This is a genomic window from Pseudomonas sp. GW821-FHT12A04 (assembly GCF_058807755.1).
The window spans coordinates 50,781-65,387 of sequence record NZ_JBXAQZ010000022.1 but is presented as its reverse complement, the minus strand read 5'-3'; the positions used below and the strand labels follow the sequence as shown (position 1 = coordinate 65,387).

11 protein-coding genes and 1 tRNA gene are annotated in these 14,607 nt (G+C 60.8%); 5 read left to right on the top strand and 7 right to left on the bottom strand.

All coding sequences use genetic code 11. The features are described 5' to 3' along the window. Window positions 1–2: 2 nt before the first annotated feature. Window positions 3–75 (bottom strand) — tRNA-Val (locus AC1RS8_RS27035). A gap of 159 nt (window positions 76–234) precedes the next feature. Here AC1RS8_RS27035 and rdgC point away from each other — a divergent pair. From rdgC to sugE, 3 genes are all read left to right on the top strand, one after another. Beyond that, window positions 235–1,155: a recombination-associated protein RdgC gene (gene rdgC / locus AC1RS8_RS27030; RefSeq protein WP_489340049.1), complete on the top strand. Its 921-nt coding sequence runs from the start codon at window positions 235–237 to the stop codon at window positions 1,153–1,155. A 138-nt stretch (window positions 1,156–1,293) separates the two neighbouring features. Next, window positions 1,294–2,259, top strand: a complete 966-nt coding sequence (locus AC1RS8_RS27025; protein WP_150814129.1) for a bile acid:sodium symporter family protein — start codon at window positions 1,294–1,296, stop codon at window positions 2,257–2,259. A 118-nt stretch (window positions 2,260–2,377) separates the two neighbouring features. Continuing rightward, the gene (gene sugE, locus AC1RS8_RS27020) at window positions 2,378–2,692 is read left to right on the top strand and encodes a quaternary ammonium compound efflux SMR transporter SugE (protein WP_007977599.1); all 315 of its coding nucleotides are present in this window, start codon (window positions 2,378–2,380) and stop codon (window positions 2,690–2,692) included. A gap of 126 nt (window positions 2,693–2,818) precedes the next feature. Here the strand turns inward: sugE and AC1RS8_RS27015 are convergent, their stop codons facing one another. The 4 genes from AC1RS8_RS27015 to AC1RS8_RS27000 form a co-directional block, all read right to left on the bottom strand. Further along, window positions 2,819–4,693: an MFS transporter gene (locus tag AC1RS8_RS27015; RefSeq protein ID WP_489340048.1), complete on the bottom strand. Its 1,875-nt coding sequence runs from the start codon at window positions 4,691–4,693 to the stop codon at window positions 2,819–2,821. Between the two features lie 96 nt (window positions 4,694–4,789). Next, window positions 4,790–5,941, bottom strand: a complete 1,152-nt coding sequence (locus AC1RS8_RS27010; protein WP_489340047.1) for a TDT family transporter — start codon at window positions 5,939–5,941, stop codon at window positions 4,790–4,792. A 105-nt stretch (window positions 5,942–6,046) separates the two neighbouring features. Further along, on the bottom strand, window positions 6,047–6,358 hold the full coding sequence (locus AC1RS8_RS27005) for a cupin domain-containing protein (protein ID WP_429521374.1): 312 nt from the start codon (window positions 6,356–6,358) through the stop codon (window positions 6,047–6,049). A 48-nt stretch (window positions 6,359–6,406) separates the two neighbouring features. Beyond that, a complete protein-coding gene (locus AC1RS8_RS27000) occupies window positions 6,407–7,597 on the bottom strand; it encodes an MFS transporter (protein ID WP_223532355.1) in 1,191 nt (396 codons plus the stop codon). A 148-nt stretch (window positions 7,598–7,745) separates the two neighbouring features. Between AC1RS8_RS27000 and AC1RS8_RS26995 the strand changes: the two genes are divergently transcribed. Together AC1RS8_RS26995 and AC1RS8_RS26990 are read left to right on the top strand one after the other, a co-directional pair. Then, on the top strand, window positions 7,746–8,282 hold the full coding sequence (locus AC1RS8_RS26995; protein WP_340315149.1) for a TetR/AcrR family transcriptional regulator: 537 nt from the start codon (window positions 7,746–7,748) through the stop codon (window positions 8,280–8,282). Window positions 8,283–8,498: 216 nt separating this feature from the next. Then, window positions 8,499–11,969 carry a hybrid sensor histidine kinase/response regulator gene (locus AC1RS8_RS26990; protein WP_489340045.1) on the top strand — a complete coding sequence of 1,157 codons (3,471 nt, stop codon included), beginning with the start codon at window positions 8,499–8,501 and terminating at the stop codon, window positions 11,967–11,969. Window positions 11,970–12,140: 171 nt separating this feature from the next. Here the strand turns inward: AC1RS8_RS26990 and AC1RS8_RS26985 are convergent, their stop codons facing one another. Together AC1RS8_RS26985 and AC1RS8_RS26980 are read right to left on the bottom strand one after the other, a co-directional pair. Then, window positions 12,141–13,505, bottom strand: coding sequence for a DNA recombination protein RmuC (locus AC1RS8_RS26985; protein WP_162252406.1), 1,365 nt, complete (start codon window positions 13,503–13,505; stop codon window positions 12,141–12,143). Between the two features lie 175 nt (window positions 13,506–13,680). After that, window positions 13,681–14,004 (bottom strand): SEL1-like repeat protein, encoded by a 324-nt coding sequence (locus AC1RS8_RS26980; protein ID WP_079246787.1) that lies wholly within the window; start codon window positions 14,002–14,004, stop codon window positions 13,681–13,683. Between the last annotated feature and the right edge of the window lie 603 nt (window positions 14,005–14,607).

Below are 14,607 nucleotides of genomic sequence, written 5' to 3'. Positions count from 1 at the left end.
GGTGGGTGATGACGGGATCGAACCGCCGACATTCTGCTTGTAAGGCAGACGCTCTCCCAGCTGAGCTAATCACCCTTCGCTTCGGTGTGGCGCGCATTCTACGGAGCGACCCAACCTCTGGCAAGAACTTTTTAAAATAATTTTCTCAGCCCTTCCAAAGGCTTAGAGAAAGGTTGGCCTATGGCACGGCGAAGACAATAATGCCCCCCTTTGTATAAAGGAGAGACTCACCCCATGTGGTTCAAAAACCTGCTTATCTATCGCCTGACCCAAGATCTGCCTGTTGATGCCGAGGCGTTGGAAACTGCACTGGCCACCAAACTGGCGCGCCCATGTGCAAGCCAGGAGTTGACCACCTACGGTTTCGTCGCGCCATTCGGCAAAGGCGAAGATGCGCCACTGGTACACGTCAGCGGTGACTTCCTGCTGGTGTCCGCGCGCAAGGAAGAACGTATTTTGCCAGGCAGCGTCGTGCGTGACGCCGTCAAGGAAAAGGTCGAAGAGATCGAAGCCGAGCAAATGCGCAAGGTCTATAAGAAGGAGCGCGATCAGATCAAGGATGAAATCATCCAGGCCTTCCTGCCCCGCGCCTTTATCCGCCGCTCGTCGACCTTCGCCGCCATCGCGCCGAAACAGGGCCTGATCCTGGTCAACTCGGCCAGCCCGAAACGCGCCGAAGACTTGCTGTCGACCCTGCGTGAAGTGATCGGCACCCTGCCGGTGCGTCCGCTGACCGTGAAGATGTCCCCGACCGCGACCATGACCGAGTGGGTCACCACCCAGAAAGCCGCGGACGACTTCTTTGTGCTGGACGAGTGCGAACTGCGCGACACCCACGAAGACGGCGGCATCGTGCGTTGCAAGCGCCAGGACCTGACCAGCGAAGAAATCCAGCTGCACCTGAGCACCGGCAAAGTGGTCACTCAACTGTCCCTGGCTTGGCAGGACAAACTGTCCTTCATCCTCGACGACAAAATGGTGGTCAAGCGCCTGAAGTTCGAAGACCTGCTGCAAGACCAGGCGGAACAGGACGGCGGCGACGAAGCCCTGGGCCAACTGGACGCCAGCTTCACCCTGATGATGCTGACCTTCGGCGACTTCCTGCCGGCGCTGGTTGAAGCGCTGGGTGGCGAAGAGACTCCGCAGGGGATCTAACGCCTTTTGATCTCTAATGTAGGAGCGAGCTTGCTCGCGATGGAGTGTCAGTAGCCCCTCTTTGTCTGACACACCATCGCGAGCGAGTTCGCTCCTACAGGGGGGGGTTGTAGAGTCACTTAAAATAAGGATCAGGCCATGCGCGCACTGGCTGCATTAAGTCGTTTTGTCGGCAACACCTTCGCTTACTGGGTACTGATTTTCGCTGTCGTGGCGTTTCTGCAGCCGGCATGGTTCATCGGCCTCAAAGGCGCCATCGTGCCCTTGCTGGGGCTGGTGATGTTCGGCATGGGCCTGACCCTCAAACTCGAAGACTTCGCCGAAGTCGCTCGCCATCCTTGGCGCGTGGCCCTGGGCGTGGTTGCCCATTTCGTGATCATGCCGGGCGTGGCGTGGTTGCTCTGCCAGGTGTTCCACTTGCCGCCGGAAATCGCCGTCGGCGTGATTCTGGTCGGCTGCTGCCCAAGCGGTACCTCGTCGAACGTGATGACCTGGCTGGCCCGTGGCGACCTGGCGCTGTCGGTGGCCATCGCCGCCGTCACCACCCTTCTCGCCCCGCTGCTGACCCCAGCCCTGATCTGGCTGCTGGCCTCGGCCTGGTTGCCGGTGTCGTTCATGGAGTTGTTCTGGTCGATCCTGCAAGTGGTGCTATTGCCGATCGTGCTGGGCGTGGTTGCCCAACGGGTGCTCGGCGACAAGGTTCGCCATGCCGTAGACGTGTTGCCGCTGGTGTCGGTGGTCAGCATCGTGATCATCGTCACCGCAGTCGTCGCCGCCAGCCAGGCGAAGATCGCAGAGTCCGGTCTGTTGATCATGGCCGTGGTCATGCTGCACAACAGCTTCGGCTACCTGCTGGGCTACTTCACCGGGCGCCTGTTCAAGCTGCCTCTGGCCCAGCGCAAGTCCCTGGCCCTGGAAGTCGGCATGCAGAACTCCGGATTGGGTGCCGCATTGGCGAGTGCACACTTCTCGCCACTGGCGGCGGTGCCGAGCGCCTTGTTCAGCGTGTGGCACAACATTTCCGGGGCATTACTTTCGACGTATTTCCGCCGCATGAGCGAGAAGCAGGATCGGGAAATGGCGGCGCAACAGGCCAGTAACTGAGTTGAAAACTTGATCCCCGGGTTAATGCTGGGCACTATATTGCGCAACGCGGGGACGACCTCGCGGCTCGATCGAGTCATTAATCAGGGGACGACCCCGTCAGACGATGGAGGTCTTCATGTCCTGGATCATTCTGTTTTTCGCCGGCCTGTTCGAAGTGGGCTGGGCCGTCGGCCTCAAGTACACCGACGGCTTCACCCGCCCGCTCCCCACTGTGTTGACCGTTGCGGCCATGGCTATCAGCCTTGGTTTGCTCGGCCTTGCGATGAAGGAATTGCCGCTGGGTACGGCCTATGCGATCTGGACCGGTGTCGGCGCCGTAGGCACGGTGATCGCCGGGATCATTCTGTTTGGCGAGTCCATGGCGCTGGTGCGGTTGGCGAGTGTGGCGTTGATCATTTCCGGGCTCGTTGGCCTGAAGGTCAGCGCTTAACTTTCAGACCGCCATCGCGAGCAAGCTCGCTCCCACAGGAATCGAAGGTGTTGCGACAATCTGCGACACACCGTGGATCCCTTGTGGGAGCGAGCCTGCTCGCGAAGCGGCCCGCGCAAACAACCGCTATCTGACGGCCCCACGCAAATCCCCCACCAACGCCTGCAACTTGACCGGCTCCGCCACCTCAACCGCCACCGCCGGCCCTGCCACCAACGTCACCCGCGACCACAACCGGCGAAACAGCCCTTTACCCGGATCGCGGCTGAAGAAACTCCCCCACAACCCCTGCAAAGCCAACGGAATCACCGGCACCGGGGTCTCTTCGAGAATCCGCGTCAAGCCGCCCTTGAACTCGTCGATCTCGCCATCGGCGGTCAATTTACCCTCGGGAAAAATGCACACCAGCTCACCGTCCTTCAGATACCGGGCAATGCGCGTGAAGGCTTGTTCATATATCTGGATGTCTTCCTGGCGCCCGGCAATCGGAATCGTCCCCGCGGTACGGAAGATGAAGTTCAGCACCGGCAGGTTGTAGATCTTGTAGTACATGACAAAGCGAATCGGCCGACGTACTGCGCCGCCAATCAGCAAGGCGTCGACGAATGACACGTGATTGCACACCAGCAACGCCGCGCCTTCATCGGGAATCAAATCCAGATTGCGATGTTCCACGCGGTACATAGAATGGCTGAGCAGCCAGATCATGAAACGCATGGTGAATTCGGGGACGATCTTGAAGATGTAGGCGTTGACGCCGATGTTCAGCAACGACACCACCAGGAACAGTTGCGGGATCGACAGCTTGGCCACACTCAGCAAGACGATCGAGACAATCGCCGACACCACCATGAACAACGCATTGAGGATGTTGTTGGCGGCAATCACCCGCGCCCGCTCGTTCTCGGCGGTACGCGACTGGATCAGCGCGTAAAGCGGCACGATATAGAAACCGCCGAAGACACCCAGGCCGAGGATGTCGAGCAACACCAGCCAGGCGTGGCCAAAACCGAGGATCTCGATCCAGCCATGGCCGGCGGCGCTTTCCGGTATTGAGCCGGAATGCCACCACAGCAGCAGGCCGAAAACGGTCAGGCCGAACGATCCGAACGGCACCAGACCAATCTCGACTTTGCGCCCGGAGAGTTTCTCGCACAGCATCGAACCCAATGCGATGCCGACCGAGAACACCGTCAGAATCAGCGTCACAACGGTTTCGTCGCCGTGCATCCATTCCTTGGCATAGGCCGGGATCTGCGTCAGGTAAATCGCCCCGACAAACCAGAACCAAGAGTTGCCGACAATCGAGCGTGACACCGCCGGTGTTTGCCCCAGGCCCAGCTTCAACGTGGCCCAGGACTGGCTGAAAATGTTCCAGTTCAGGCGCATTTGCGGCGTGGCCGCCGCCGCCCGGGGAATGCTGCGGCTGGCCAGGTAGCCGAGCACGGCAATGCCGATGATCGCCGTGGACACCACCGGCGCGTAATGCGCCGAAGACATCATAACCCCGGCGCCAATGGTACCGGCCAGGATCGCCAGGAAGGTGCCCATTTCCACCAGGCCGTTGCCGCCTACCAGCTCATCTTCCCGCAGGGCCTGCGGCAGGATCGAGTACTTCACCGGCCCGAACAGCGCCGAATGGGTGCCCATGGCGAACAGCGCCAGCAGCATCAACGACAGGTGATCGAACATGAAGCCGACGGCGCCGACCGCCATGATGGCGATTTCCCCAAGCTTGATCAGGCGGATCAACGCGTCCTTGGCGAACTTTTCCCCGAATTGCCCGGCCAGGGCCGAGAACAGGAAAAACGGCAGGATAAACAGCAGCGCACACAGATTGACCCAGACAGAGCGGTCACCTTCGATGGTCAGTTTGTACAAAATGGCCAGGATCAACGACTGCTTGAACACGTTGTCGTTGAACGCCCCGAGGGACTGGGTGATGAAGAACGGCAGGAAGCGCCGGGTGCGCAGCAAGGTGAACTGTGAGGGGTGACTCATCTTCCATGTGTCCCTGATGTTAGGTAGCGAGTGGCCTGGATTCTTATTGGATTATCAAAAGTCGATCCAGGCCACACCTTACCTAATCTTTGCCGGTTATTTCTTCAATCCGGCAATGCACGGCGAGACAAACAGCTCGCCACGCCAGGCGCCCAGCACCGTGCGCTTGCCGACGATCAGCCACATCACCGCCAGCAACGCCACCAGCACGCAGCCAAACACACTGAAGAACATCAGGCTCAAGATACTGGCCAGTTTCAACGTCGCCAGAGAATAGACGCCCAGCGGGAAAGTGAAGCCCCACCAGCCAAGATTGAAGGGAATGCCGGCACGCAGGTAGCGCACAGTGATCAGCAACGCCATCAGCATCCACCACAGGCCGAAGCCCCACAGGGTGATGCCGGCCACCAGACCCAGTCCAGCGGCAATCTCACCGATTCCCGGCATGCCGTTGGCCGCGAAAATCAGCGGTGCATCGCCGCCCAGTACCAGCATGCCCAGCGCACCGGTGCCGATCGGGCCAAGGGCCAGCCAGCTCGAGGCGGCCATGTTTTCGTGGGGCAGTTTATGCAGGGCCATGCGCAGCAACAGAATGGTCAGGATGCTGAAGGCCACCGGCAGGGAAAACGCCCAGAGCACGTAGCTGGTCACCAGCACCACAAGTTGCGAATGAGCATCTGCCAAATGCGGCGCCAACAGGCCCCCGCTGGCGGCCGCTACTTCTGCCGCGACCACCGGCAACAGCCAGACCGCTGTCATCTGGTCAATGCTGTGCTCCTGACGGGTGAACATCATGTAGGGAATCAGCACGCCACAGGCCAGCGACATGGCCACATCCAGCCACCACAGCACCTCGGCGAGGTGAATCACACCGTCGCCCCAGCGCGGCAGGCCAAACACCAGGAAGCCATTGATGATGGTCGCCAGCCCCATGGGGATGGTGCCGAAAAACATCGAAACCGTGGAATGGCCGAAAATCCGCCGCGCCTCGTCGAAAAACAGCACCCAACGCGCCGTGTATAGCGCCGTAAACAGCAGGAACAGAGCGATATTGAACAGCCAGAGGGCTTCGGCAAAGGCGTGCAAGGCAGGTGTGGCAACCGGCAGCTGCGCCAGTGCCAACGCCAGCACGCCGGTGCCCATGGTGGCCGCGAACCAGTTGGGGGTGAACTGGCGGATCACCTCGCGGGGATGCTGCAAGTGACTGAAAGGTTTGATTCCGGGCTTGATGCTATTGGCGCATGTCATGGCGTACTCCTGTCCTCTCGTGAGGTTGAGCCCATGTTAGATCCGAATAGAATATCTATATAACGGATAATATCTCTATATCTTATCGATATCACTTATATGGCGTCAGACACTCCCTTCCGATTCGATCACCAATATCCGAGCCGCTCCTACCGGATGCGCCACATGTTCAGTGCCAACCGAAGCATAAAAAATATCACCGACCTCCAGCAAAGCCTCCTGCTCCACCCCCTCTTCGCGATAACGCATCCGGACCTGGCCATCGAGCACCACGAACACTTCCTCGCCATCGTTGACGTGCCACTTGTAGGGTTGATCGGTCCAGTGCAACCGCGTGGTGATGCCGTTCATGCTGGCGATTTCCAGCGCGGCCCAGGCACGCTCGCCAGTGAACGACTTGCTGCGGATGATCTTCATGGTCCGATCCTTCGAGTGAATTGAGTGGGTGCCAAGGCTAACTCAATTCTACCGGTTGGCCTCGCAGACCCTGGCCGAACGTGATCGCAGTAGACTCGCCATTGCGCTGAGAGCCAGCACAATCAGCATCGCACCATAACCATCGGTCGTTGCCACCAGACCAAACGTCCGCTCCAGGTTCCCGGCCAGTAGCGCCGGGAGGCAGAACGCCAGATAACTCAGCGCATAATATGCCGACATCAACCCGGCGCGCTCATGGGGCAAGGCCTGCGGCACCAGACTACGCACCGCCCCGAGGAAACCGGCGCCGAAACCGCAACCGGCGACCAGCGTTCCGAGGAAAAACAGCGGCAAACTGGCGCTGTGCACGCCCAGTAGAATCAGGGCGACTCCCGCCGGCAGCGAACAGGCGCCCAGTTGCAGCGCCTTGGTCACAGCCTGATTGCGCAGGGTGTAAATCATCAGGGCGCCGGTCACCGTCAAGGCGGCGACGGTCGCCCCGCCAATCAGATTCGAGGTCGAGCCAGTCGCCGTGCGCACCAGCGAAGGTGCCAGCGACGCGTAAAAACCGCCGAGCGCCCAGACCGCCGTGTTGAGCGGCAACACCCGCCACAAAGTGGAACGTGCCTGAGCCGGCACATGCAGGGTCGGTCGCAATGAGGCCCACACACCGGGCTGGCGCGAGACGCTTTCCCGCAATCGCCAGACATACACGGCCTGCATCGCGAATAGGGCCAGCAGCAGCCAGAAGGTCAAATGCAGCGGCGCGGGGGCGAACTCGGCCAACACACCACAACCCAGCGCCCCCAGAGCCATCCCGAGTAAAGGCGCGACGCTGTTGACCAGCGGCCCCTGCTCGCGGTCGGTGTCGAGCAGCGTTGCACTCAGAACCGCGGTTGCCATGCCGGTGGCGAACCCCTGCAGCACCCGGGCACTGATCAGCCAGGCGACGCTGTCGGCATGGATAAACAGCAACATCGCCAGGATGTTCAGCATCACCGCCGTAAAGATCACCGGTTTGCGCCCCAGGTAATCCGAGAGCGAGCCGACTGTCAGCAACGCCGCCAACAGGCTGAGGGCGTACACGCCGAAAATCAGGGTCAGGGTCGCAGCCGAAAACTGCATCTGCTCCTGATACAGGTGATACAGCGGGGTTGGCGCAGTGGAGGCCGCCAGGAAACTGAGCAAGGTAACGGCCAGAAACCACAGGCTGGCACGATTTGAATGAGAACCGGGCATCGACACACTCCACAAAAGCTAATTTTTTGCTTTTGCGGAGTGTGCTACTGGATCCCTCTTAAAGCAAATTCTTTGTGTTAAGGTCCGATGCATGGCTTTAGGGACCGGTTGCCAGCCGCAAGATCCGGTGCAATACAGGAAACACAAGATGACAGCTCCCACATTACGCCCCGGCGGCCGCAGCGCCCGGGTGCAAGAGTCGATTCATTCGGCCGTGCGTCAACTCCTTGAGGAGCAGGACCGCGCCAGCGTGACGGTGCCGCAAATTGCAGCGCGCGCGGGCGTCACGCCGTCCACCATCTATCGACGCTGGGGCGATGTGTCGGCGCTACTGGCAGACGTCGCCCTCGCCCGCATGCAGCCCGACAACGAACCGGCCAATACCGGCAGCCTTCACGGCGACGTGCGGGCCTGGGCGGAGCAGTACCTGGACGAAATGAGTTCCGAGCCCGGCCGCAACATGCTGTGCGACGTGCAGGCGGCACTGAAGCCGAGTTATTGCGCGACCATCATTGGCGGGCAATTGCAGACGATTCTGGATCGCTATCCGGATGAGCCCAGGCCCAGTGTCGATCGGTTGATCAATTTGATCGCCGCGCCGACGGTGTTTCGCATCCTGTTTGCCGAGGCGCCGCTGGAGGTCGAAGAGTTGCATCGGTTGATCGAGATCGCATTCAGCCAGTAAGTCCCCTATCGCGAGCAAGCTCGCTCCCACAGGGGGGGGCGAACACAGGGCAAATGTGGGAGCGAGCTTGCTCGCGATGGGGCCCGTCCAGACACTGCAAATCCCCCTGCGACACCCCGCCACGCCACGACCTTGGTCGACACTGACTAACGCTGGCGGTCGTGCGAGACTGTCTGTCCGGGCGGGAGGTCCGGATGTCTTTTGTCTGGAGTCCCCATGTCGCTGTCCACCGGGCTGATTGCCGTCGTCGCCCTGGCCTATATGGCCATCCTGTTCGCCATCGCCTTCTATGGCGACCGTCGCAGCGCGCCCTTGCCGCCGCGTGTGCGAGCGTGGGTGTATAGCCTGTCGCTGGCGGTCTACTGCACCAGCTGGACCTTTTTCGGCGCCGTGGGCCAGGCCGCCGAACAGCTCTGGTCGTTCCTGCCGATCTACCTCGGGCCGATCCTGTTGCTGGTCGGCGCGCCGTGGGTCCTGCAAAAAATGGTGATGATCAGCAAACAGGAGAACATCACCTCGATCGCCGACTTCATCGCCGCACGCTATGGCAAATCCCAGTCGCTGGCGGTGGTGGTGGCGCTGATTTGCCTGGTCGGTGTGTTGCCCTACATTGCGCTACAGCTCAAAGGCATCGTGCTCGGCGTGAACCTGCTTATCGGCGCCGGTGCCGACGCCATGGGCACCCGCGCCCAGGACACCGCTCTGATTGTGTCGCTAGTGCTGGCGCTGTTCACCATCGTCTTCGGTACCCGCAACCTCGACGCCACGGAGCACCACCGCGGCATGGTGCTGGCCATCGCCTTCGAATCATTGGTGAAGCTGTTCGCGTTTCTCGCCGTCGGCGCCTTCGTGACCTATGGCCTGTACGACGGTTTCGACGACCTGTTCGACCAGGCCATGCTTGCGCCGCGCCTTGAACAGTACTGGAAGGAAACCATCAACTGGCCGTCGATGGTGGTGCAGACCGGTGTGGCGATGATGGCGATCATTTGCCTGCCACGGCAGTTCCACGTGACCGTTGTCGAGAACATCGATCCCCAGGATCTGCGCCTGGCCAAGTGGGTATTCCCGGCCTACCTTGCCCTCGCCGCCTTGTTTGTCGTGCCGATCGCCCTGGCCGGCCAGATGATGCTGCCCAGTTCGGTGTTGCCCGACTCGTTCGTCATCAGCCTGCCCCTGGCCCAGGCGCATCCGGCGTTGGCTCTGCTGGCGTTTATCGGTGGCGCATCGGCCGCCACCGGCATGGTGATCGTGGCCAGCGTGGCGCTGTCGACCATGGTGTCCAACGACATGCTGCTGCCTTGGCTGCTGCGTCGCAACAACGCCGAGCGCCCGTTCGAAGTGTTCCGCCAGTGGATGCTGTCGGTGCGACGCGTCAGCATCGTGGTGATTCTGCTGCTGGCCTATGTCAGTTATCGCCTGCTGGGCTCGACCGCCAGCCTGGCGACCATCGGCCAGATCGCCTTCGCTGCCGTGACCCAGCTGGCCCCCGCCATGCTCGGTGCCCTGTACTGGAAACAGGCCAACCGCCGCGGCGTTTTCGCTGGCCTCGCCGCAGGCACCTTCCTGTGGTTCTACACCTTGATCCTGCCGATTGCCGCCCTCAGCCTCGGCCTGTCCTTGAACACGTTCCCGGGGCTGGCCTGGTTGCACAGCAATCCACTGAACCTGCCGATCACCCCGCTGACCCAGGGCGTGGTGCTGTCGCTGGCAGGCAACTTCACATTGTTCGCCTGGGTCTCGGTGCTGTCCCGCACCCGGGTTTCCGAGCACTGGCAGGCAGGCCGCTTCATCGGCCAGGAAATCAGCGCCCGCCCCAGCGCACGCTCGATGCTGGCAGTGCAGATCAATGACCTGCTGCAACTGGCGGCGCGCTTCGTCGGCGAAGAACGCGCCCGTCAAAGCTTCATCCGTTTTGCCTATCGCCAGGGCAAGGGCTTCAACCCGAACCAGAACGCCGACAGTGAATGGATCTCCCACACCGAACGCTTGCTGGCCGGTGTGCTTGGTGCCTCTTCGACCCGCGCGGTGGTAAAAGCCGCCATTGAAGGCCGCGAGATGCAACTGGAGGACGTCGTGCGCATCGCCGACGAAGCCTCGGAGGTGCTGCAATTCAACCGCGCCTTGCTGCAAGGCGCCATCGAGAACATCACCCAGGGCATCAGCGTGGTCGACCAGTCGTTGAAACTGGTGGCCTGGAACCGTCGCTATCTTGAACTGTTCAATTACCCGGACGGCTTGATCAGTATCGGCCGCCCCATTGCCGACATCATTCGCTACAACGCCGAGCGCGGATTGTGCGGCCCCGGCGAAGCCGAAGTGCACGTTGCCCGCCGCCTGCACTGGATGCGTCAGGGCCGCGCGCATACTTCCGAGCGGATGTTCCCCAATGGCCGGGTGATCGAACTGATCGGCAACCCGATGCCCGGCGGCGGCTTCGTCATGAGTTTCACCGACATCACCGCGTTCCGCGAAGCCGAACAGGCACTGACCGAAGCCAACGAAGGCCTGGAGCAACGGGTCACCGAACGGACCCACGAATTGTCGCAGCTCAACGTTGCCCTGACCGAAGCCAAAGGCACCGCCGAGGCGGCCAACCAGTCCAAGACCCGTTTCCTCGCGGCCGTCAGCCATGACTTGATGCAACCGTTGAATGCGGCGCGGCTGTTCTCCGCCGCCCTCTCCCATCAGGAAGATGGTTTGTCCGGCGAAGCGCAGAAACTGGTCGAACACCTGGACAGCTCGCTGCGCTCGGCCGAGGACTTGATCAGCGACTTGCTGGACATTTCCCGCCTGGAAAACGGCAAGATCAATCCGAATCGCCAGCCATTCGCCCTCAACGAACTGTTCGATACCCTCGGTACAGAGTTCAAGGTGCTGGCGCGAGAGCAAAAACTGGAGTTCCGGGTTCGCGCAAGCACGTTACGGGTCGACAGCGACATCAAATTGCTGCGACGGATTTTGCAGAACTTCCTGACCAACGCTTTCCGCTACGGCAAAGGGCCGGTACTACTGGGGGTTCGCCGGCACAAGGAGCAACTGTGCCTGGAAGTCTGGGACCGCGGGCCAGGTATTCCGGAAGATAAATTGCAGGTGATTTTCGAAGAGTTCAAGCGCCTCGACAGCCACCAGACCCGAGCCGAAAAAGGCCTCGGCCTGGGGCTGGCGATTGCCGACGGGCTATGTCGCGTGCTCGGTCATACCTTGCGCGTACGCTCCTGGCCGGGACGCGGTAGCGTGTTCAGCGTCAGTGTGCCGCTGGCCCGGGCGCAAACCGCCGCGCCGGTCAAGGTCGCCGAGCTCAATGGCAAATTGCTCAATGGCGCGCAGGTGCTGTGTATCGACAATGAAGACAGCATCCTGATCGGCATGAACAGCCTGCTCAGCCGCTGGGGTTGCCAGGTCTGGACCGCGCGCAATCGCGAGGAATGCGCCGCGTTGCTGGGCGAAGGCATGCGCCCGCAATTGGCGCTGGTGGACTACCACCTCGATCATGGCGAGACCGGAACCGATTTGATGGCCTGGTTGCGCACGCAAATGGGCGAGCCGGTCCCTGGCGTGGTGATCAGCGCCGATGGCCGGCCGGAGACGGTCGACCTGGTGCATGCCGCGGGGCTGGATTACTTGGCCAAACCGGTGAAACCGGCGGCGTTGCGGGCGTTGTTGAGCAGGTACATACCGTTGTAACGAGGTTCAACACAGCCTCCTGTGGCGAGGGGGCTCGCCCCCGTTGGGCTGCGTAGCGGCCCCAAACCATTCAATGAGCCTCTTCAGATAAAACGCGTTGCCGGACTGACGACTGCTGCGCAGCCGAACGGGGGCAAGCCCCCTCGCCACAAGGTCCACGCTCACCCGGGGCTACTCCGGCAACTCGACCAATCCATCCACATCGGTCATCGCCCGCTCCAGCAAGTCCGCCGGCAGACTCTTGCTCGCCCGCGCGCCCAGCAGCTTGAGTTGTTCACTGCGACTGACCAGGTTGCCGCGACCCTCTGTCAGCTTGTTGCGTGCCGAACTGTAGGCCTTGTCCAGTTGCTGCAGGCGATTGCCGACCTCGTCCAGATCCTGGATGAACAGCACGAACTTGTCGTACAGCCACCCGGCCCGCTCGGCGATTTCCCGGGCATTCTGGCTCTGGCGCTCCTGTTTCCACAGGCTGTCGATGACCCGCAGGGTCGCCAGCAACGTAGTGGGGCTGACGATCACGATATTGCGGTCGAATGCCTCCTGAAACAGCGTCGGCTCAGCCTGCAACGCGGCAGAAAACGCCGCCTCGATCGGCACGAAGAGCAACACGAAATCCAGGCTGTGCAAGCCATCGAGGCGCTTGTAATCCTTGCCGGCCAGGCCTTTGACGTGATTGCGCAACGACAGGACGTGCTGCTTGATGGCGATCTGGCCGATGGCCTCGTCCTCAGCCGCGACGTATTGCTGATAGGCCGTCAGGCTGACCTTGGAGTCGACCACCACCTGCTTGTCGCCCGGCAGATAAATGATCACGTCCGGCTGGAAGCGCTCGCCGTCCGGCCCCTTGAGATTGACCTGAGTCTGGTACTCGCGGCCCTTCTCCAGCCCCGCATGCTCGAGCACGCGCTCAAGAATCAGCTCGCCCCAATTGCCCTGGGTCTTCTGCCCTTTCAAGGCACGGGTCAGGTTGGTGGCTTCATCGCTCAAGCGCAAATTCAGCTGTTGCAAGCGCTCCAGCTCCTTGGCCAGGGAGAAACGCTCACGGGCCTCGTTCTGATAGCTTTCCTCGACACGTTTTTCGAAGGACTGGATGCGTTCCTTGAGTGGATCGAGCAACTGCCCCAGGCGCTGCTGGCTGGTTTCGGCAAAACGCTGCTCGCGCTCATCGAAAATTTTCCCCGCCAGCTCGGCAAACTGCGCGCGCAACTCGTCTCGCGAACCTTGCAGGTCGTTGAGGCGTTGCTGATGGCTGTCCTGTTGCTCGCGCAATTCGGCATTGAGCGACGCGGCCTGGGCATCCAGACGGCGCAATTCGGCTTCTTTGCCGGCGCGTTCGATATTCCACGCATGGGCGGCGTCCCGGGCGTCGTCGCGCTCGATCTGCAGCAATTCGACTTCACGACGCAGCGCAGCCAGATCGGCCTGTTTGGCGGCGTTGGCCTGGGTCAGATCAGCCGCTTCATCGCGGCTGGATTCGAGTTGTGCATTCAATCCGTCCTGCGCCAGTTGCGCCATGGCCAGGCGTTCTTGCAGCAGCGCGACATCGGCTTGCGTGGTGCTGGCCCGACGCTGAAGTTGCCAGGCCAATACCAGCAACGGCAACGCAGCCGCTGCCAGCCCCAGCAATACGCTGGTCAAGTCCATTGCCATAGCCACTCCTGCCATTCGGATAAAGCCTGAAGGTTAACCAAGGCGTCCGGTCTTGGACAGCTCAGTCTTCGATCAGCCCCAGTTCCTGTTGAGCGCGGTGATCGCCTGCCCGAGCGGCCTGACGCAGCAGGTCCTGACCGATCCGGCGGTCCCGGGCATTCCCGCATTCGCGGCACATCAACTGGCCAAGGCGACTTTGCGCAGCCACCACGCCTTCACGGGCCGGTTGCTTGAGCAAACGTCCGGCGATGTGTTTGACGTTACGGTTTTCGCCCAGATGCGGACTGTCCAACAGCCACTCCGCCACGCGCATGGAAAAGCGCTTGGTAGGGGCAACAGAGGGCGGTGTGGAGGAAGAGGAAACAGGGGCTGAGCGAAACTTCATAAAGCACTGTGGGGCAGATCAGAAGGCGCGCAACTTTACTCTCTTTTTCTTACAGGTAAAGCTGAAAATATCCCGGCACGCCCGTCCTAGAGCAAGCGCTCGGGACAATCCACAGAAGCTGTGGATAACTCAGTGGACAACCGCCCTTGAACTCGCTCAAAGCCCTGTGGAATGGGGCTCGCAGTCAAACTGACGATTTTTTCACCAGTAAAAAAAAGCGATGTTTTTCATTGACTTAAATTTTGGTTACAGGCAGCCATTACGCTTGAACGTGAGATGACAGCGGGGTGACAGACCGCGCAACTAATGTGCACAAGTGCCTTTACGATGGTTATATCCATGCACTTTTTCGGCGCATTTTTTTGTCATGCCTGGGGATAAGCCCTGGCAAACCCGGTGTCCAGACGGCTGCGCGGCTACAAACGTCGATGACCGATGGTCGGATTTTGTCCCGAAACAGGGCGCATGAATCCCAGGCCTTGCAGCTTTATGCGCGCCTCCACAAGACAAAACAGCCCGATCAGGCACCGGCCAGGAAACTTTTTTCGCTACCACACTTCCATTGACCAGTTCAATCCGTTAGTATCCGCGGCGTTAGTACCA

Coding starts and splice junctions, on each gene's coding strand:
- sugE (WP_007977599.1), top strand. CDS start 2,378: ATGTCCTGGATCATTCTGTTTTTCGCCGGCCTGTTCGAAGTGGGCTGG.
- AC1RS8_RS26980 (WP_079246787.1), bottom strand. CDS start 14,004: ATGAAGTTTCGCTCAGCCCCTGTTTCCTCTTCCTCCACACCGCCCTCT.
- AC1RS8_RS27025 (WP_150814129.1), top strand. CDS start 1,294: ATGCGCGCACTGGCTGCATTAAGTCGTTTTGTCGGCAACACCTTCGCT.
- AC1RS8_RS26995 (WP_340315149.1), top strand. CDS start 7,746: ATGACAGCTCCCACATTACGCCCCGGCGGCCGCAGCGCCCGGGTGCAA.
- AC1RS8_RS27005 (WP_429521374.1), bottom strand. CDS start 6,358: ATGAAGATCATCCGCAGCAAGTCGTTCACTGGCGAGCGTGCCTGGGCC.
- AC1RS8_RS27010 (WP_489340047.1), bottom strand. CDS start 5,941: ATGACATGCGCCAATAGCATCAAGCCCGGAATCAAACCTTTCAGTCAC.
- rdgC (WP_489340049.1), top strand. CDS start 235: ATGTGGTTCAAAAACCTGCTTATCTATCGCCTGACCCAAGATCTGCCT.
- AC1RS8_RS27000 (WP_223532355.1), bottom strand. CDS start 7,597: ATGCCCGGTTCTCATTCAAATCGTGCCAGCCTGTGGTTTCTGGCCGTT.
- AC1RS8_RS26990 (WP_489340045.1), top strand. CDS start 8,499: ATGTCGCTGTCCACCGGGCTGATTGCCGTCGTCGCCCTGGCCTATATG.
- AC1RS8_RS27015 (WP_489340048.1), bottom strand. CDS start 4,693: ATGAGTCACCCCTCACAGTTCACCTTGCTGCGCACCCGGCGCTTCCTG.